This is a genomic window from Flavobacterium aurantiibacter (genome assembly GCF_002251775.1).
In the GTDB taxonomy this organism is placed as follows: domain Bacteria; phylum Bacteroidota; class Bacteroidia; order Flavobacteriales; family Flavobacteriaceae; genus Flavobacterium; species Flavobacterium aurantiibacter.
Genome location: NZ_NOXX01000170.1, coordinates 1 through 19,602, shown reverse-complemented (window position 1 = coordinate 19,602; position 19,602 = coordinate 1). Strand labels below are relative to the sequence as shown.

Annotated in this window: 20 protein-coding genes; 6 read left to right on the top strand and 14 right to left on the bottom strand. The window is 39.3% G+C overall.

Annotated elements, in window-relative coordinates:
* The first annotated feature begins 154 nt into the window (after positions 1–154).
* A complete protein-coding gene (gene hflX, locus CHX27_RS05045) occupies positions 155–1,375 on the top strand; it encodes a GTPase HflX (RefSeq protein WP_094485674.1) in 1,221 nt (406 codons plus the stop codon).
* Between the two features lie 427 nt (positions 1,376–1,802).
* Here hflX and CHX27_RS05040 read toward each other — a convergent pair whose 3' ends face one another.
* The 6 genes from CHX27_RS05040 to CHX27_RS05015 all read right to left on the bottom strand — a co-directional run bounded on the left by CHX27_RS05040 (position 1,803) and on the right by CHX27_RS05015 (position 5,732).
* A complete protein-coding gene (locus CHX27_RS05040; protein ID WP_094485673.1) occupies positions 1,803–2,729 on the bottom strand; it encodes a DUF3078 domain-containing protein in 927 nt (308 codons plus the stop codon).
* Between the two features lie 66 nt (positions 2,730–2,795).
* Positions 2,796–3,302, bottom strand: coding sequence for a DUF2480 family protein (locus tag CHX27_RS05035; protein ID WP_094485672.1), 507 nt, complete (start codon positions 3,300–3,302; stop codon positions 2,796–2,798).
* 4 nt (positions 3,303–3,306) lie between these two features.
* Entirely contained in the window at positions 3,307–3,630 is a 324-nt protein-coding gene (locus tag CHX27_RS05030; RefSeq protein WP_094485671.1) for an SUF system Fe-S cluster assembly protein, read from the bottom strand.
* 15 nt (positions 3,631–3,645) lie between these two features.
* Positions 3,646–4,083, bottom strand: coding sequence for a SufE family protein (locus tag CHX27_RS05025; RefSeq protein WP_094485670.1), 438 nt, complete (start codon positions 4,081–4,083; stop codon positions 3,646–3,648).
* Complete coding sequence (locus tag CHX27_RS05020; RefSeq protein ID WP_094485669.1) at positions 4,080–4,508, bottom strand: hypothetical protein; 429 nt, start codon at positions 4,506–4,508, stop codon at positions 4,080–4,082. Before CHX27_RS05020 ends, CHX27_RS05025 begins: the two co-directional genes overlap by 4 nt.
* 6 nt (positions 4,509–4,514) lie before the next feature.
* A complete protein-coding gene (locus CHX27_RS05015) occupies positions 4,515–5,732 on the bottom strand; it encodes an aminotransferase class V-fold PLP-dependent enzyme (protein WP_094485668.1) in 1,218 nt (405 codons plus the stop codon).
* Between the two features lie 168 nt (positions 5,733–5,900).
* On the opposite strand from CHX27_RS05015, the gene CHX27_RS05010 reads away from it, so the two are divergent.
* From CHX27_RS05010 to CHX27_RS04990, 5 genes are all read left to right on the top strand, one after another.
* Positions 5,901–7,256, top strand: a complete 1,356-nt coding sequence (locus tag CHX27_RS05010) for a serine hydrolase domain-containing protein (protein WP_094485667.1) — start codon at positions 5,901–5,903, stop codon at positions 7,254–7,256.
* A 152-nt stretch (positions 7,257–7,408) separates the two neighbouring features.
* Complete coding sequence (locus tag CHX27_RS05005; RefSeq protein WP_094485666.1) at positions 7,409–8,863, top strand: ATP-binding protein; 1,455 nt, start codon at positions 7,409–7,411, stop codon at positions 8,861–8,863.
* 274 nt (positions 8,864–9,137) lie between these two features.
* The gene (locus tag CHX27_RS05000) at positions 9,138–9,836 is read left to right on the top strand and encodes a hypothetical protein (RefSeq protein ID WP_094485665.1); all 699 of its coding nucleotides are present in this window, start codon (positions 9,138–9,140) and stop codon (positions 9,834–9,836) included.
* A 786-nt stretch (positions 9,837–10,622) separates the two neighbouring features.
* The gene (locus CHX27_RS04995) at positions 10,623–11,444 is read left to right on the top strand and encodes a hypothetical protein (RefSeq protein WP_094485664.1); all 822 of its coding nucleotides are present in this window, start codon (positions 10,623–10,625) and stop codon (positions 11,442–11,444) included.
* Positions 11,445–11,448: 4 nt separating this feature from the next.
* Positions 11,449–12,000: a hypothetical protein gene (locus tag CHX27_RS04990; protein WP_094485663.1), complete on the top strand. Its 552-nt coding sequence runs from the start codon at positions 11,449–11,451 to the stop codon at positions 11,998–12,000.
* Positions 12,001–12,123: 123 nt separating this feature from the next.
* On the opposite strand, the gene sufD is transcribed toward CHX27_RS04990, so the two are convergent.
* From sufD to CHX27_RS04945, 8 genes are all read right to left on the bottom strand, one after another.
* The gene (gene sufD / locus CHX27_RS04985; protein ID WP_094485662.1) at positions 12,124–13,440 is read right to left on the bottom strand and encodes a Fe-S cluster assembly protein SufD; all 1,317 of its coding nucleotides are present in this window, start codon (positions 13,438–13,440) and stop codon (positions 12,124–12,126) included.
* Positions 13,441–13,448: 8 nt separating this feature from the next.
* Positions 13,449–14,198: a Fe-S cluster assembly ATPase SufC gene (sufC, locus tag CHX27_RS04980; RefSeq protein ID WP_094485661.1), complete on the bottom strand. Its 750-nt coding sequence runs from the start codon at positions 14,196–14,198 to the stop codon at positions 13,449–13,451.
* A 613-nt stretch (positions 14,199–14,811) separates the two neighbouring features.
* A complete protein-coding gene (gene sufB, locus CHX27_RS04975; RefSeq protein WP_094485660.1) occupies positions 14,812–16,260 on the bottom strand; it encodes a Fe-S cluster assembly protein SufB in 1,449 nt (482 codons plus the stop codon).
* Between the two features lie 140 nt (positions 16,261–16,400).
* Positions 16,401–16,808: a four helix bundle protein gene (locus CHX27_RS04970; protein WP_094485659.1), complete on the bottom strand. Its 408-nt coding sequence runs from the start codon at positions 16,806–16,808 to the stop codon at positions 16,401–16,403.
* A gap of 170 nt (positions 16,809–16,978) precedes the next feature.
* Complete coding sequence (locus tag CHX27_RS04965; RefSeq protein ID WP_094485658.1) at positions 16,979–17,308, bottom strand: HesB/IscA family protein; 330 nt, start codon at positions 17,306–17,308, stop codon at positions 16,979–16,981.
* A gap of 345 nt (positions 17,309–17,653) precedes the next feature.
* Positions 17,654–17,956 (bottom strand): hypothetical protein, encoded by a 303-nt coding sequence (locus CHX27_RS04955; RefSeq protein WP_133063419.1) that lies wholly within the window; start codon positions 17,954–17,956, stop codon positions 17,654–17,656.
* Positions 17,940–18,281, bottom strand: a complete 342-nt coding sequence (locus tag CHX27_RS04950) for a hypothetical protein (RefSeq protein WP_094485655.1) — start codon at positions 18,279–18,281, stop codon at positions 17,940–17,942. The genes CHX27_RS04955 and CHX27_RS04950 overlap by 17 nt, the downstream gene beginning before the upstream one ends.
* A gap of 517 nt (positions 18,282–18,798) precedes the next feature.
* Positions 18,799–19,494 (bottom strand): hypothetical protein, encoded by a 696-nt coding sequence (locus tag CHX27_RS04945; protein ID WP_094485654.1) that lies wholly within the window; start codon positions 19,492–19,494, stop codon positions 18,799–18,801.
* Between the last annotated feature and the right edge of the window lie 108 nt (positions 19,495–19,602).

Sequence of the window (19,602 nt, the reverse complement as noted above, 5' to 3'; positions counted from 1 at the left end):
GGTAAATTTTTCAATTTATGGATTCCAAATTTATACATTTTTAAGAAAGCGCTAACAAAAACTTGTGTTTTAACGATTTTAATCAGTTTTCACTACTCAGACCAACTCAGTAAACCTATTAGTTTCACTACCTTTGCAACCTCTTAATTGGATTATGCTCGAAGTAGAAAAAATAGATATTGAAAAAACCGTACTCGTCGGAATTATCACCCAAAACCAGTCCGAAGATAAACTCAACGAGTATCTCGATGAACTTGAATTTCTGACATTTACAGCCGGTGGAACCGTCGTTAAACGCTTCACCCAAAAACTCGAACGACCCAATCCGAAAACCTTTCTCGGAACCGGAAAAATGGAGGAAATTGCCGCTTACATTCAAAAATTTCACGTCAATACCGTCATTTTCGACGACGAACTTTCGCCTTCCCAACAAAAAAATATTTCGAAAATTCTACAAGCAAAAGTCCTCGATCGAACCAATCTCATCCTCGATATCTTCGCCCAACGCGCCGAAACATCTTACGCCAGAACCCAAGTCGAACTCGCACAATGCCAATATTTGCTACCTAGACTTGCCGGAATGTGGACACACCTCGAGCGGCAAAAAGGAGGAATCGGTCTCCGTGGTCCTGGTGAAACTGAAATCGAAACCGACCGCCGTATCGTTCGCGACCGCATCGCTCTTCTCAAAGAAAAAATCAAAACCATCGACCGCCAAATGTCGGTCCAACGCAGCAACCGCGGAGCCATGGTTCGTGTGGCGCTCGTTGGGTACACAAACGTCGGGAAGTCAACGCTAATGAACGTCATCTCGAAAAGCGAAGTCTTCGTCGAAAACAAACTTTTCGCTACTCTCGATACCACTGTTCGAAAAGTTGTCATAAAAAACCTACCTTTTCTGCTCTCCGATACTGTGGGTTTCATCCGAAAACTTCCTACACAACTTATTGAGTCGTTTAAAAGTACACTCGACGAAGTGCGCGAAGCCGATCTGCTGCTCCACGTTGTCGATATTTCACACCCCGATTTCGAAGACCATATTGCAGCCGTAAACCAGATTTTACAAGACATAAAAAGCAACGACAAGCCTACGCTCATGGTCTTCAATAAAATCGATGCCTACAAACATCAAGTTATTGAAGAAGACGATTTAATGACCGAGCGCACGCGTAAACATTACACACTCGACGAATGGAAGCAAACTTGGATGTCGGAAAACGGAACCGATACCGCTGTTTTTATATCGGCTGTCAATAAAGAAAATTTCGAAGATTTCCGGGCGCGCGTCTACGAAGAGGTGCGTAAAATCCATATCAGCCGCTTCCCGTACAATAAATTTCTGTACCCAGATTACCACGACGCCGTCGAAGAGTAAACTAACGTGAGTTCGATGTAAAAATTAAAGTTAGAAATCATTTAAATAGTTGATTACAAGGCGTATTTTCTTTGGCATACCGAGGTATCTCAAAAAATACAACGAAGTACGCGACCGTTTAAATGATTAGCTTTTAAAATAGCTCAGAAAAAAATTCCCGTAAACTATTAAATCACTCAATTTAAGCGTTCTAACGTAGATTTTTATGTCGAACTCACGTTAAACTGTCAATTCAATTTTTTGGGCGTTCCTCGCCAAAATGTCCACCTCCGCTAAAGCTACGGCGCACATTTCGGCAAGTCCGGCTTTCGCCCATAGTCCTCGCTTCCGATCGTTATTGGAAACGTGTCTCGTCGCTGCGGGCTATTTGGCTCTATCCGTAACGCAGAAAAATCGTTACCTAAATCTTCCCGACAGAAAATCCGAATTAAAAATCGATGGTACCACCCAAACCAAATATCTGTCGGGTCTGAAATCCGTTAAATGCGTTGTCGTCGTAAATCGCCTGAAACGCAATATTAGCACTCAAATACTTGTTTACTTTCATGACTACTGCCAATGAGTAATCCATATCCACATTTTGTGGTTCTTGCAAATAGTTGGTGTACAAGTTCAAAATGTTTTCTACCGCTACGTTTTTCATTAAGTCGAATTTATAATAAGTCGAGGCGTATAAACCCAACTCATAACGCAAACTCTTGTTGGCATCTACACCAAAATAGGCACCGTCAACATAACCGGGAACTTGCGTGTATTTTTTGTCCACAAACGTCATTTTCGAAGTTAATGGCGCCAAGTTTATCTTCAGATTATCGCTTTTCTTCCAAAACAAACCCGGACCAAAAGTTAGGTAGGCAGGCGAGAAAATATTGGTATTTTCTGTTCTAATCTCTTTACCATCAGCGTCTTTTTCGTAAATAAATCCTTTGGTAAATTGGGTTCTAAAGTTTACAAAAAACGAGTAATACCATTCCCCAAATGCCTTAGTTCCCAAAACAGAGTTTATCTCCAAACGGTCGTCGGTTTTCTTTTCAAAATCGGCGTTCTTAGTTTTGATTAATCCGTATGCGCCTACAATTTTGGTATCCCAAGTTAAATCTTTGCGCTTGTAGTTTAAGTCGTAGTTAACTCCTAAAGTTCCGGCAATGTTATTTTCGCCACCAGCAACCCAATTGTTAAACGAAGCTTGGTTTACCAAGAACGTAAACTGTCCTTTGGTATTCCATCCGCGATGTACGGTATCTTGTAATACTTTTACCGCTTCTTCGGTCTTTTTTACTAATTCTTTCTCGGTGTTTTGTGCCCACAATCCTGAAAACAAAAGTGTTAGTGCGGCGCAAAGAAATTTTTTCATGCGTGTCTCTTTTAAAAAATCGCGCAAAGATAACTTTTCACGACAGTTTACCGAATGAGAGAAACACTATTTTTTCTTTTTGTAGAGCGGTACCGCCGAACACGCTTCGCCGAACATTACCGAACGGGCTACGTTTTGTAACCTGCTAATAGCTAATAGGTAAGCCATTTCTGGAACCGGTTTTTTACTGCATCCTTTTAAAATAACGGGTTTGTCTGCAAACGAACTGTAGTCGAGTTCGCTGAGAATTTCTGTGAAATAAAGTGTGTCCACAGCTTCTAAAGGACATAAATAGGTTTTATGTGCAAATTCATGCAAATGAGTAGCCACTAAAATAGGCGCCCAAGCAGGTAATATCGCATCGGTGCTGCAATAAATGGTAACTAATTTATCTTTATAACTACTCCAATCGTGCGCCTTTAACGCATTTCTGAAGTTAACTTCCCGAAGTATAAAGCCTTCCTCTAAAAAGTCGGCAATGTCTACAACCGCTTTCTGATTTTTCGGATAATAATCTTCCAAATCAAATACGGCCAAAACCGATTGAGCAACCTTATTTACAATCTCTTCCATTGATTTATAAAAATCCGAGTTCTAACTTCGCTTCTTCGCTCATCAAATCTTTTGTCCACGGCGGATCAAAAGTAATTTCAACTTCCACGTCTTTAACACCGTCGATGTTCTTAATTTTCTCTTCCACTTCCTTAGGCAGCGTTTCAGCAACCGGACAATTCGGCGAAGTGAGCGTCATCAAAACCTTAACTTCCGAATCTTCGTTAATCATCACGTCGTAAATCAATCCCAATTCGTAAATATCTACAGGAATTTCAGGATCGTAAATGCCTTTCAAAACTTTTACAACGTTTTCTCCTAAATTAATGGTATCGTTAAATTCTTCCATAATACTTTTCGTTCTTTATGCTTGCTGTTCCGACTTCGATGAAAAAGCCAGGGCGTACATTTTTATTTGTTTAACCATCGAAACCAAACCGTTTGCGCGAGTAGGCGAGAGGTGTTCTTTCAAACCAATGCGATCGATAAAATCGGTTTTGGCTTCTAAAATATCTTTCGGCGCTTGATGCGAAAACGAACGAATCAAAATGGCAATCAAGCCTTTGGTTAAAATCGCATCGCTATCTGCACTGTACACAACCTTTCCGCCTTCGTAATCGGCGTGTAACCAAACTTTGCTTTGGCAACCTTTAATGATGTTTTCGTCGGTTTTGTATTTGGCGTCAATTAGTGGAAGCGACTTCCCCAAATCGATCACGTACTGGTAGCGTTCGTCCCAATTTTCCGGATCGAAAAGCTCAAATTCGGCAACTATTTCTTCTTGTATGGCACTTATACTCATGGTTTCGATTCTAATTTTAGCAATTGCTCGACTAAAGTAGCGATTTCCTGTGGCGGATTTCCGTGGTCAAACGCTGCCGACTCGAACGTATCGGTTTTGGTTTCTACTTTTAACTGTGCTATGGCAGCTCCGTCGTGAAAACGCTTGTTTGTCGGCGCTTCCAAAGTGCTGATCTTGTTTAGATTAATGCCTTTTAATGCCTCGAAGACACTTTTTTTATCTTCTGCCGAAAGGCTTTTCCATTGCAAATCCGCTCCGCGCTTTTCGACAACAGCAAATTGATTTTGACGGACATGTACTTCCTTAAAAAATCCACGACTGTATGCCGTATACGTAATGTTTGCATCCAAATTACTGCTCGTTTTTGCCGTGGTGCATTGCTGTAATACCGTCAGCAATAAAAAAAATCCAAAGTGTACTTTCATCGTTTCTTACAGCAGCATTTGTTTTGCTTTTTCAATTCCGTTTACCAAAGCATCAATTTCTTCGAAAGTATTGTAAAACATCATGCTTGCGCGAACGGTTCCCGGAATATCAAAGAAATTCATTATCGGTTGTGCGCAATGGTGCCCGGTTCTTACGGCTATGCCCATTTTGTCGAGTAAGGCACCCAAATCGTACGGATGCACGCCTTCGATGTTAAACGAAACCACCGATGTTTTGTGCGAAGTATCGGGTCCGTAAATACGTGCGCCATCGATAGCCGATATTTTAGCTGTGGCGTATTCCAACAAAGATTGTTCTTGTGCCGCAATTTTGTCGAAACCAATGTTGTTCAAGTAATCTAGCGCCACTCCTAATCCGATGCCGCCTTCAATATTTGGCGTTCCGGCTTCAAACTTGTGTGGCAAATCGGCGTAGGTTGTTTTTTCAAATGTTACTTCCTTAATCATTTCGCCACCGCCTTGATAGGGCCGCATTTTATTTAACCACGATTCTTTTCCGTATAAAAATCCGCTGCCGGTTGGTGCGCAAATTTTGTGTCCGCTTACCGTGTAAAAATCACAATCGAGTGCTTGAACATCGGGTTGCAAGTGCGGAGCCGCCTGCGCGCCGTCGATTAAAACAGCGGCTCCAACGGCGTGTGCTGCAGCAATTATTTCGCGAATCGGGTTTATGGTTCCCAATGCGTTTGAAATATGATTTACCGCTACCACTTTCGTTTTTTCTGTTAGAATTTCCGACAATGACGAAAGATCGAGCGTGCCGTTTTCCAACATCGGAATTACGCGGAGTTTTGCGCCCGTGCGTTCGGCCAAAAACTGCCACGGAACTATATTGCTGTGGTGTTCGAGTGCACCTATTAAAATCTCGTCGTTTTCATTTAAAAGCGGTTCAAAACCCGAGGCAACTAAATTGATGCCGTGCGTAGTTCCCGACGTAAAAATGATTTCGAAGGCATGTTGTGCATTAACGTGCTTTCGAATTGTTTCGCGTGCTGCCTCGTAACGGTCGGTCGAAATCTGACTCAAGTAGTGCACGCCGCGGTGAATGTTGGCATTTATCGTCTCGTAGTAATTGGCAATAGCTTCAATCACCTGCTTCGGTTTTTGCGAAGTGGCAGCGTTGTCGAAGTAAACCAAATTTTTCCCTTTTACGGTTTGCGTCAAAATCGGAAAGTCGGCGCGAATAGCTTGTACGTTGAACATACGATGATAGCAAATTTATTATTGCAAAGTTACAACAATTCGGTGCTGCACTTTTAACTAATGACTGGTTCGTAAGGCTGAAGTTTCGTTAAACTATTATTAATATCTTCATCGTCGTAAAACTAATCGGCGCAAAAGAAGTTTGCTGTCGGTCTAAATTCGAGATTTATGAAAAAGTGGTTGAAGCGTATTGGCCTAACTATCGTTGTTTTGCTGCTCGTTCTTATTGGTTACGTTGCTGTTTTTGAGTTTCCGAAATTGGAACTCATCTCCGGATTTTCGGCCAAGAGTTTAGCCAGCGGGCATTTCATCGACAACCGATCTGTAGAGCAGGTTGCTGCTGAAGATAACGACATTGATTTGGTGCGTTTGGCCAATTTAACCTTGAACGAATCTTCTAAGACAGCCGTAGCCGATGTGTTTGGCTTTAAAAGACGTACCGCATTGTACCGACCGGGTTTAGGAGCGATGTTGATCGATGATACCTTCGACCAGAAAGCACCGTACCTGGCGCCGAAACGTGTACAACCTGAATTAACGGCGCCTTATCCGTACGGAAACGGCGAAGCAGAGCCTGTGAAATTTGAAAACATCGATTACGAGCGTTTGCAAAAAGCGGTTGATTGGGCATTTGACAAGCCCGGCGAGAAGCAGCAGCGCAGTCGGGCGGTTTTAGTACTTTACAAAGACAAACTCATAGCAGAGAAATATGCACCCGGTTTTGATAAGAACTCCAAGATTTTAGGCTGGTCGATGACCAAGAGTATTACCGCTACGTATTACGGAATTTTGGAAAAGCAAGGCAAACTTAAAATTTCTGATCCGGCACCTGTAGCTGCTTGGAAGCAAGACGAACGAAAAGCCATAACCTTAGCCGATTTGTTGCACATGAATTCGGGTTTGGAATGGGAAGAAAACTACAGCGAAATTTCCGATGCCACGAGAATGTTGTTTCAAAGTCGCGACATGACACGCGTTCAGGCCGAAAAACCGCTAACGGGCAAGATTAACAGCTCGTTTAACTATTCGTCGGGCACATCGAATTTATTGTCGGGCATTATTCGCCAACAGTTTAACAGCCATCAGGAGTATTTGGATTACTGGTATTCGGCTCTGATTGACCGTATTGGTATGTACTCGATGCTTGTGGAAACTGATATGTCGGGCAATTACGTCGGCAGCAGTTACGGTTGGGCGACTGCGCGTGATTGGGCGAAATTTGGTTTGTTGTATTTGCGAAAAGGAAACTGGAACGGCGATCGGCTTTTTGATGAGAGCTGGTACAATTTTGTTCGTACGCCAACAAACGGCAGCAACGGCAAGTACGGCGGGCACTTTTGGTTGAATGCCGGCGGCCGTTACCCAGCTGCTCCGAGCGATTTGTTTAGCTGCAACGGCTATCAAGGACAAATGGTAACGATAATTCCGAGTAAAGATTTGGTTATCGTTCGGATGGGCCTGACCGAGGAAGGTGTGTTCGATTTTAATTATTTGTTTGGCGAGATTTCGAAAGCAATCAAATAATGAGCATTTTAATTGTTCTAGAGTGCTTGTTTTTTGGAATAGTAAAATAGCTTAGTAAAAGGCTTTTTATTCTTTATTATAGCTAAAATGTATTGAATAGAAAGTTTTAAATCCATCTATTTTACCTAATTTTGTGTGATTAATTCGGTTTTATGGTTGGTACAAGTCTTATTCCTACGGAAAAAATAGTAGAACGCTTGCGCTATGAGAATCCTTGGTGGGTGAACAAGCAAATTCCGGAAGTGTATAGTGCCATGGCGAGGCGGCTGTACTTTGATTTATTTTATCCTTTTGTTACAGAAAGAGACGTTAAACGGGCATTGGTTCTTATGGGGCCGCGACGCGTAGGAAAAACCGTGATGTTGTTTCACAGTATTCAACAATTGTTGAGTGAAAAAGTACACTTTCAAAGGATATTCTTTATCAGTATTGATAATCCGATTTATGTTCATTTGAGTTTAGAAGATCTTCTAGGACTTTGTAAGTATTCGCTTAATCTCGACAACTTGAAAGGTTGTTATGTGTTTTTTGATGAAATCCAATATTTAAAGGATTGGGAGCGTCATCTGAAAGTTCTGGTGGATACCTTTCCTGAAACCAAGTTTGTTGTATCAGGTTCGGCAGCAGCGGCATTAAAGTGGCACAGTACAGAAAGCGGAGCAGGGCGATTTACGGATTTTATGCTGCCACCACTTACTTTTCAGGAGTACATTCATCTCAGGGAAATGAATCATCTTATTTACGAAGGTTCTATACCTTACGGACAGAATCAAGTTCCGTATTGTTTAACGCACGACATAAAGGCACTCAATAAAGAGTTTTTGCATTATTTAAACTTTGGGGGTTATCCGGAGGTTGTTTTAAGTGAAAGGATCCAAAGTGATATGGGTCGTTATGTGAAAAACGATATTGTAGATAAAGTGTTGCTTAGAGATTTGCCTAGTTTATACGGAATCAGAGACGTACAAGAGTTAAATCGTTTTTTCACGTACTTGGCTTATAACACGGGAAATGAATTTTCGTATGAGAAAATGAGTAAAGAAAGTGGCATTCAAAAAGACACCTTGAAAAAATATCTGGACTATTTAGAAGCGGCGTTTTTAATAAAAGTTTTAAACAAGGTTGACATTGCTGCGAAGCGATTGAGAAGAGTGACAAGTTTTAAAGTGTATTTAACGAATACCTCTTTGCGCACCGCCTTGTTTTCGCCAATTAGTGAAACAGATAGCGAGATGGGAGCCATGGTAGAAACCGCGGTACTGTCGCAATGGATGCATCGCGAGAAATTAGATTTGACCTATGCACGTTGGAAAGAAGGAAGAAACGAGGGCGAGGTTGATTTGGTTTTAGTTGACGATAAACGATACAGACCAGTTTGGGGTGTTGAAATTAAATGGAGTAACCGATATTTTGAAAAACCAAACGACCTAAAAAGTTTAATTCGTTTTTGCAAGAGCAATCAGTTGCAAAAGGCTTTGGTGACATCAATAGATCAGGTAGGAATTAAGCAAACAGACAACTTGCTGTTTTCATTTTTACCTGCCGCTCTGTATTGTTACAATATTGGTGACATAACATTAAAAATGAAGAATCAATTTGGCGTGTAACGATTTATCTAGAACTCTTACTTTTGTGATGCCCGTTAACTAACATTTTTTCGTAAGGTTTTTTCTTTTGCATCGATTGCCCGCGGGAACGATTGGAGCAAGCTACCGTGTAGCGCGGAAAGCGTGATGGCGGCCTTAGCACTTGTGTAGATGAAGAACAATTTTTGGCCGCCACCCGCCCTAAAAAAGAAGACAAAAGTTTGCAATTTAAAACTTGTTTTTTTTCAAGAAAATATATTTATATTACGTTCGTTAATCAACCAAATAATTAAATATGAAAAAATTAAAATTGACAGCAAAGGTTCTATTCATGCTTTTGGCTGTTGTTGTGAGCTCGTGTAGCAGTGATGACGAAAATTCTGGCGGTGGAACATCGGCGGGCGACTACTACCCGTTGGCTGTAAACAACTCGTGGACTTATGAAAATTTGGACACGGGTGAGACGGTTGAATCGCGCTTTGTTGATACAGAACAGCAGGGCGGAATTAGTTACTATCAACTAAACAGTAACGAATTTTTAGCCCAAGCGAGTGTGTGGATTTCGAAAGATGGTGGAAATTACAATCAAAGAGTTGATGACCTCGTCATTGAACAATTTGGTTTTACTACTACGACAGAAGGCTATGAAATAACGATTTTTAAAGATAACGCTCCGGTTGGGCAGACTTGGACAGACTCGGCAACGTTTAATATTGTTTTAGCAGCTCAAGGACAATCGCAGACTAGCACGGCAACAGTTGCGGTTACCGGCGAAAACTTATTTATAGGATCTGCGACGGTAAACGGCGTAACGTATCCAGATGTTATCAAGGCACGCTACACTTTAGAATCTACTGTTTTAGGACAGCCAGGATCTAGCGCTGTAGTTACAGAAATGTGGTTTGCAAAAGACGTGGGCCCTATTAAGTCGACTACCACGGGAGGCAACGGAATTTCACAAACACTTGAATTGCAAACGTATTCATTGAATTAAAAGTACGAATTAATAGTATTGCAAAAAAAAGTCTCGCCGATGAAGCGAGACTTTTTAATTTCGTTCTTTATCTACTACAAATCAAATCCCAGATTCACACCTAGTTTTTGTGCGATGATTTTAGTAATTCGCTGTTTCAATTCCGGAATTTTAATCGATTCGAATACTTCATTCGAAAACGCGTAAGTTTGAGAGAGAATTAGATGCTAAATTTTGTGACTTATGGTGGAAATTTAGATTGTCAACAGTGACAAGATAGTTTTTCTGCTGTTTTAACCACAGGTTATTCTAGAGAGAAGAGCTGATTTAAGAAAAGTGATTTGTATTTTCACAGCTTTGAATATGCTGGTTTGATAACCTGTATAATTGTCTAGGATTCTTGTTGTTTAGTGATTTTCGTTTTTGCCTTTATGAGAATTATCAAATAGTCGTAAAAGGCAATTCTATTTAAGATTCTTATGTTTTAAAATAATATTTCCTTCTTTCCTAGATTATTGATAACTAAGTTTTGGTTTGAGTTTCTCTTTTACTCTTAATATTTTGTTTTATCTCTTGTGCTGTATTAACAAAAATTTTTATCACTATTTAGTTCAGAGTAAATCTCTTTAATAAGGTTAATGTTAAAGTTTGTTAAAATACTAGTGGTTTAAAAAGGCTAATTGCCTAATATTTTTTTGTATTAGTAGTGATTGAAATTAAAATTTTAACAGTTCTTAGAACTTTACATAAGCTTAATTTTTTAAATTTGATGTGAAATATATTTCATTTAATCTAATAAGTAATGACATGAAAAAAGTTTCAATTAAAATTGGCTCGATTTTGGCATTTGTTTTATTTTTTGCGAATGGTTGTACTACTAATGAAGGAAGCGATTTTTCAACGAAATCCCAAAAGGTTTTCAGCGAAAACACTGCTAATCGAGAGAAAAGTGACGGTCCCGAAAATCCAGCAAATCCGCAAGATGTAGTCGGTCAACAACATAATACGGTTGTAAGTTCAGTAATGATAAATGCAAATAATCTTGAAACTATTGATGATTACATCAACTTTTCAAGACAAGAGGCACTGCGTCAATATAATTATTCTTCTAATTCTCCAACTAATGAGCAGATTAAGACTGTTATATACGATGTTCGAAATAATTTTAAGAATGTGATTTCTAACAGTAATTTTTCTGAAGAAAGCAAATTCCAATTAGAGCGTTTTGTTGCAATTATGACAGATTCAAAGTTCGATAATGATTATAATGCTCTTAAGTCTGAAATAGTCAACTTTGAAAATGATTTGTTGAGAAACGTATTGATACCTAGCGTAGAAAAAGACAAACTTTTACAAGTTACTTCTATTGGTCGATATTCTTCTTTTTATTGGTTTAATCTAATGCTTGAAATAAAAAATGAAAATTCTGCTGAATCGAATGTTTTAGCTCGAAGACGCTGGTGGAAATGGGCATTAATTGGTGTGTGTGATGCCTTAGGAGCTATTGGCGGTGCGATCGCTGGAACTCCAACAGGAATAGCAGCTGTCGGTATGGCTGTAGTTGGAGGAGCTGGAGCAAGTGGGGGTGCTGCAACAGTTTTAGATTACCTTACTTCCGATAATCCGTAAATCTATGATAGTTCGATTAGTTATTTTTACAGCTCTAATTTATCAAGTTAGTTTTGCACAAACTGCCGCAACTTACTTGGGCGGACTGTCGTTGCTTAAGCCAATAAGGTCGCATTCGACTGTTTCCGATTTGCGCGCTACTTACGAGGGTTCGGTATCGTACAATGGCAAGACCTATTCAGGGCCTGTTACAATCTCGAACGATTACCTCGTATTCGAACAACAGCGGATATCGTTATTCGATAAAAAGTTAATGGAGTTGAATCTAACCGATCAAGCAAAATCGATTAAAATCATTCGCACCGGTCCAGAACATTTGTTGCATCGAGTATTGAAAGATAGTTTAGGAATGAAACTGTGCGACTTAAAGATCTTTGATACAACGGCGAATGCAGATAAAAAATCATTGACTTTTGTAGATAGTAGTCAAACAATTCGTTTTAGAAATTCGATTTTCAGAAAGAAATCAGCTGATGTTGCTGTATTTTTAAAGAGAATTCGAGTTACGGAATTGCAAAGAAAACAATTGGAAATCTGGATCAACGAGCTGTTGTAGTTTCCCGAATTTGAAGGGAATACCGATTTTTTATTTGTCTTGAAATTGCAGTCTCATAGGGAAATTGGATATAAAAAAGTCTCGCCGATGAAGCGAGACTTTTTTAGTTTAATAAGTATGATGTTACAAATCAAATCCCAGATTCACACCTAATTTTTGTGCGATGATTTTGGTAATTCGCTGTTTTAATTCCGGAATTTTAATTGATTCGAATACTTCATTCGAAAACGCGTACATCAATAAAGCTTTGGCTTCTTTCTTCGGAATTCCGCGCTGTTGCATGTAAAACATAGCGGTTTCGTCGAGCTGACCAATGGTACAACCGTGTGAGCACTTCACGTCGTCGGCAAAAATCTCCAATTGCGGTTTGGCATTTACAGTTGCTTTATCGCTCAATAAAATGTTGTTGCTTTGCTGAAAGGCATCGGTTTTTTGCGCTTCTTTTTCAACAAAGATTTTCCCATTGAAAACAGCCGTAGCATTTTCAGCAACAATACATTTATAATTCTGGTGACTCTCGCAGTTTGGTTGCGCGTGATGTACTAAGGTGTAGTGATCCACAAGTTGTTTGTCGCCGATAATGGTAATTCCTTTTAAGGTGCTGTCGATGCGTTCGCCTTGGTGGTAGAAATTTAAGTTGTTACGCGTGATGTTTCCGCCGAACGAAAAGGTGTGTACTGCCACGCGACTTTCTTGCTTTTGTGCGATGTAGGTATTGTCTACTAAATTCGCGCTAAGCAAATCGTTTTGAATTTTATAGTAATCAACGATGGCGCGTTTTTGCGCGAAAACTTCGGTCACCGCGTTCGTAAGTACGGTATTTTCGTTGAGTGATTGGTGACGCTCGATGATTTGCACATGCGCATTTTCGCCAACAATTATCAAATTTCGCGGTTGTACCATCAAGGCATTTTCAGCTCCGGTTGAGAAATAAATAATTTCAATAGGTTTTTCTACAACCTTGCTTTTGGGAACGTTAATGTAGGCACCTTCAACGGCAAAAGCGGTATTGAGTGCCGTAAGGCTGTCGTCTTTCTTGGCAATTTTATGAAAATACTCGTCGATTACCATTTTGTATTTCGGCTTGTTTAATGCCGAAGACATGGTGCATACGTCGAGGCCGTCGTGCGTTGTTGCCGAAAGAAACGACGAGAACTTTCCGTCTACGAAAATTACTTTGTACGTGTCGATTTCGTGCAGAAAGTACTTTTTTACGTCTTTGAATTCAATTCCCGAATCGTATTTTGGAAAAACGGTATAGTTTTTTTTCAGCACTGCGTTCAACGAAGTGTATTTCCAGGCTTCTTCTTTTTTGGTCGGAAAGCCTTTTTCTTCGAAGATTTTAATGGCGCTGTTGCGGATGTCGTGTATAGAAGCATCGACATCGATGTGTTCTTCGAAAGCGATAAACGAGGATAACAGAGTTTCTTTTAGTTCCATCGATTGCTTTAGTTAAGTTCGGCTTTAATCCAATCGTAGCCTTTTTCTTCGAGTTCGTAGGCGAGTTCTTTACCGCCCGACATAACGATTTTTCCGTCCATCAAAACGTGTACAAAATCGGGAACGATATAGTCGAGTAAACGTTGGTAGTGCGTAATGACGAGAATTGCGTTGTTTTCGTTGCGGAGTTTGTTTACGCCGTTTGCAACGATACGCAGCGCATCGATATCTAGACCCGAATCGGTTTCGTCGAGAATAGCCAATTTAGGTTCGAGCATGGCCATTTGGAAGATTTCGTTTCTTTTTTTCTCGCCGCCAGAGAATCCTTCGTTTAGCGAACGCGACAAAAATTTGCGATCCATTTCCAGTAATTCCGACTTCTCGCGAATTTTCTTCAACATTTCGTTGGCAGGCATTTCTTCTAATCCGTTTGCTTTACGCGTTTCGTTGATGGCGGTTTTGATGAAATTGGTTACCGAAACACCGGGAATTTCAACGGGATATTGAAACGATAAGAAAACGCCTTTGTGAGCGCGTTCTTCCGGGGCTAGTTCGTTAATTTCTTCGCCGTCGAGCACAATACTTCCTTCGCTAACGGTGTAGTTTTCGTTACCAGCAATTACGGCCGAAAGTGTACTTTTTCCAGAACCGTTTGGTCCCATGATTGCGTGAACTTCGCCGGCTTTTATGGTCAGATTTATTCCTTTGAGGATATCTTTATCTTCTACGGCTGCGTGTAGATTGTCGATTTTTAGCATGTTTTGTTTATTTGAGTCTTTTTATAATGTCCTTTTAAAGAAAGTATATCGCGTGTTTCTATAATGCTATTGTTGGTTATTTGCTAAATTATTGATGTTCGTTGTTTATTCTGCAGTAATTTCTGTGTAGCAGTGTGGCTCTTCGTGTGAATCCAAAATTGAAATTGCAAATATTTTTTTTCTTATTTCGGCGCTGGTTGTTTCCCATAAAATAGCAGTAAGTATATCTAAAGCTTCTGAGCACGAATCTAAATTGTCAATCCAAGAAGCTTTAACTTCTAAGATAAATTCAATATCATTTCAACTAAACAGTGGTTGTCTAAAGGATATCCTTTATCCTTGCATTTGTCGAAAAAAGTTTTCAGATTTTTTTCTAATTCTTTAATATCCATGATAATAAGCCGTTTTCACTATGTCATTGTCCCTTTACAATTTTTCCAGTATACAAATCCCAGATGGGAAAACACATTTGTTAACCATGCCCGTTTAGAGAACCATCTTCACTTGAAAAATTTTAATATTAGAAAACAACTCTGCATGCATCACATTTGCAGGCTTAACGTTGTTTTCAAAAATGGTCTCTTTAAACTTCATTATAGTTCTTCATGCAAGCTTAGCCTACACTGCCTTCTAAACTAATTTCCAATAACTTTTGTGCCTCAACAGCAAATTCCATCGGAAGCTTGTTTAACACATCTTTACTAAAGCCGTTTACTATTAAAGCAATGGCTTTTTCAGTCGGTATACCGCGTTGGTTGCAATAAAAAACTTGGTCTTCGCCGATTTTCGAAGTAGTTGCTTCGTGCTCGATTTGTGCCGACTGGTTTTTACTTTCAATGTACGGAAACGTATGTGCGCCGCAGGCATTTCCCATCAGCAACGAATCGCATTGCGAGAAATTACGCGCATTTTCGGCACGCGGACCAATTTGTACCAATCCGCGATACGAGTTTTGCGATTTTCCAGCAGAAATACCTTTGCTAATGATTGTCGATCGTGTATTTTTCCCCAAGTGCACCATCTTCGTTCCGGTATCTGCTTGTTGAAAATTGTTGGTAACTGCTATCGAGTAAAATTCGCCAACCGAATTATCTCCTTTCAATACGCAACTCGGATATTTCCAAGTAACTGCCGAACCGGTTTCTACTTGTGTCCAACTAATTTTTGCATTTTTCTCGCACAATCCGCGTTTTGTCACAAAATTGTACACACCGCCTTGTCCTTCTTTATTTCCTGGGAACCAGTTTTGTACGGTCGAGTATTTGATTTCGGCATCGTCGAGGGCAATTAGTTCTACCACTGCAGCGTGCAATTGGTTTTCGTCTCTACTCGGAGCGGTACATCCTTCCAAATACGAGACGTAGGAACCTTCATCGGCAATCACCAAAGTACGTTCAAATTGTCCGGTTCCGGCTTGGTTAATTCGGAAGTAGGTTGAGAGTTCCATCGGACATTTAACGCCTTTCGGAATGTAGCAAAACGAACCGTCTGAAAACACTGCCGAATTGAGCGCCGCGTAGAAATTGTCGCGCTGTGGCACCACTGTTCCCAAGTATTTTTGCACCAATTCCGGATATTCGCGAATGGCTTCGGATATACTCATAAAGATGATGCCTTTTTCAGCCAAGGTTTTCTTGAAGGTAGTAGCTACCGAAACCGAGTCGACCACAATATCCATGGCAACACCCGCTAAAGCCTTTTGTTCGTCGAGCGAAATACCGAGCTTTTTAAAAGTTTCGAGCAATTCAGGGTCGACTTCATCCAAAGAATTGTATTTCGCCTGACTCTTCGGAGCCGAATAATACGAAATAGCCTGAAAATCGGGTTTGGTATAATGCACGTTTGCCCATTCGGGTTCGGTCATTTCTTTCCAAGCGCGATAGGCTTCTAGGCGCCACTCGGTCATCCATTCCGGCTCTTCTTTTTTCTTTGATATAGCGCGAACAATATCTTCGTTAAGGCCAACGGGAAACGTCTCCGATTCGATATCGGTGTAAAAACCGTATTCGTACTCTTTGGTTTCGAGATCTATTTTTAGGTTGTCTTCGGTGTATTTGCTCATCTTATTTATGATTATTGAAAAAATCGAAAAAAGTTAAAAAAGCTAAAAATTGAAAATTCAAAGAACTTCAATATTTATATAGTTAGTAGCCAGACGTGTATGCTGTGAGATACTAAAAACACACGCTGCATGCATAATAATTAACTGTTTTCGGTTTTTTGACTCAATTTGTTTTGCTTTTCTAAGTTTTTCAAATATTTGATATAGTTGCCTAATTGTCCTGAAATTTCAAACAGTTCTGATTTATAGATTTTACATTCCTCATCGGACAGATATGACATTTCATTAAAAAAAGTGAACATATTTCTACATTCACCCGCTGAACCCTTAGCTATGTAAAGAAATCTTATCATTTCTTTAATGGTCTCTCGTTCAAATCCTTCGGCAATATTATTAGAAATCGATAATGCTCCTCTTTGTAGCTGATCTTTAAGTCCAAAATTTTTAGAAATAGAATCATTTTTATTGGCAAGTAGATAAGCATTCACTGCAAATTTTAGCGCTTTTTGATACACTTGCATTTCCTCGAACGAACTGTACTTTGCCATTAATTCTGTTGATTTTTTTCCGTTCTAATCAGCTTTTTATTTTTGACTGTTTATACAACTCTGTAACAACGAATCTCTTCTTTTGATTTTTTAGCTTTTTTCTATTTTTTAGCTTCCTGATTATTCAATCTTTCAATCTCGAAATCTTTCAATCTCGAAATCTCTAATTCTCACAGCGAAAAACTCTCCCCGCAACCACAGGTGCGTTGTGCATTGGGGTTGTTGAATACGAAGCCTTTGCCGTTCAAGCCGCCCGAATATTCGAGAATGGTACCTGCGAGGTATAAAAACGACTTCTTCTCTACAGCAATTTTCACTTCATTGTCTTCAAAAACCTTATCGTTTTCGCCTAATTCGCGATCAAATTTTAGTTCGTACGACAAGCCCGAGCATCCACCGCTTTTCACGCCTACTCGTACGTAATGTTGCGCCGCGTCGTAACCGTCTTCGCGCATCATCTCAACAATTTTCTTGCTGGCAGTGTCTGAAACTTTTATCATAACAGTATATAATTATTCTAAATTACGGCAAAGATACAACATCGCTAATCAACTGCTGCCGAATTTAATTTTTCTACAACATAATACCATAGTTTCTGTTTATGGTTTGGGCGGCTTTACCGGCTGTTCGCTGCAAGCTTTTTCAACAAATCCAACAAAACAAAACCGTTTGCCAAGCTTCTAAGGTCGCTCGCCAAACGGCTGTTTTGTATCGTTTTGTTTTCAAAAGGCTTTTCGCTGCCATCCGGGCCGCGCGTGTCGTTACCGCAAACCGTCTCTGATTCTACCAGGCAAAAAAAGCCGCTTGAAAAAGCGGCACAGTAAATCATTGATAACGGTTTACATTCAAGGCTGGTTCAACCAAGTTGGGTTGTAATCAATCCATCCTAAGGTAATGGCGGTTACCCAAAGACAATACACGGTGATACTGCCAATAAAAAGTGAAGCCATAATCTTTGTGTCTAAAGTGTTTTGCAACTTTCTCTTCTGGTAGAAATAATAAATAATTCCAGAGCAAACACTTATCGCCGCAAGCAGTAGCGTACTGGTGTTAGAAGATAAAAAAGTAGGGTCTACAACAATTACAACACCGTGAAGAATTAATAGTATAAACAGAAAGAAGTGGCAGATTCTAATTATTGTATTCATTGCTTTTTCCATATTTTTCTAGTTTTTCAAAGTTAGAAAAAGTTGAATTTAAATAAAGTGTTGAAAGCATACTGATTAAATTTTTAACACATTCCAGAAGCATTATTTTTAATTGTTTCAACGCTACTTTTCCAAAGTATAAAATCAGATTAGTTTTCTGGTCTGTTTGTTTGTTTTCTGGTAGCAAACCAATAAAACAGACCTCTGCACTTCCACAGAGCGGCGTATGCGAATCAAAATCTATTTGGTCAACTCCACACGATAATAGCAAAAAAAACAGTGTGGTTTCGATGCCTTTCGTGTAATTAATATCGCTTATGTTCATTTTTCATGCTAATTCATATAATCACCAACTGCAACTAAATTTAGTTGCAGTTTTAGGTAGAAAAACTTGTAAAACAATTATGCTATGGAAACTAGATTTACTTTTTTCATAGCTAATTGCATTAAAAAAAGACAAGTTTTATCGTTATTTACAAATTCATTTTCTCTGATATTTTTACGTAAACAGTCATTATGCAATAAGATTTTTTATTGTAACATATATTGCATAACATATCGAAAGTATAAATAAAACAGCTCCAGCAGACATAAAATTTGATTTCTCGTAGGGCTTGTTCTTAAGCCTAAAACGCAGAAAAAGAACTAGGGCAATCATTAAACCATTAAAAATATAAAAAATATTCCAAGAAATTAATGAAGGTTTTACGAATACAACTATTGTAAAACACGTTAAAATTAGCAAAAGTAAATCGTAAAGGTGTATTAAATTGTATTTCATTGTTTCTAAACTTTTAGTTTCGAGCCTCCAGTGATGTTCTACGTATTATTGGTTAATCATCCTAGCAGCCGTTCGATTCCCAACAATCTTGCATATCTGAATCGTATTGGATGCCGGAATATATCATGGCAATAACCCAGCCAGCAGTTGCACCAGGCCCTCCTGCGCCGAAAGATATCGCGGTGCTTATAACGGCTGTTAATGTAGCCTGTTGCATTCTGATTTTGTGATTTCTTTCCGCAGTTCTCACACACGGCGCATATCCCGGACCACAACTACTTACTGTAGCTTGATAACCATTCTCTAAGACAAAAAGTAAAATATCACCAAGAGTTCGTTCTCTACTTTGAATCGAACTATCACGGTAAAACAACTCAGAATTTGCAATTCTGGCTGAAAACGCTAAGAATTCATTTAACTTATCGAAGTAATCAGCGTTGTAATCACTTCCTAGAATGGTAGGCAGATTTAAACTGCTTAGATTTTCGCGCTCGTAAGGAAGCAGTTTGTCGTAAACACTTTGCAAGTTAGCTCTTGGTTCAAATAGAGCTTCATTTAAGTTTAAAGTAAGATACTCTCTTAACGCTTGTTGCTTTAAAAGTTCCAAATTTTCAGCACTAATAACTGGCTTTTCTTCACGAAGAAGAATTTTCGCGTCAGATTTTGAAGATACATCGCCATCGCTAGAACAACTTGTAATAATCAAACTAAATAATACTGTCAATGATAATGCGATAGAAAAAATTTTATTTTTCATTTTTCATTTTTCATTTTTTAAAAATTAGTAAAAAAGTAACTTGGTTAACCGTGAACAAAGAAAACTAAAAATAATGCTAATCGACAATCATTTAACGTTTTTTTTTTT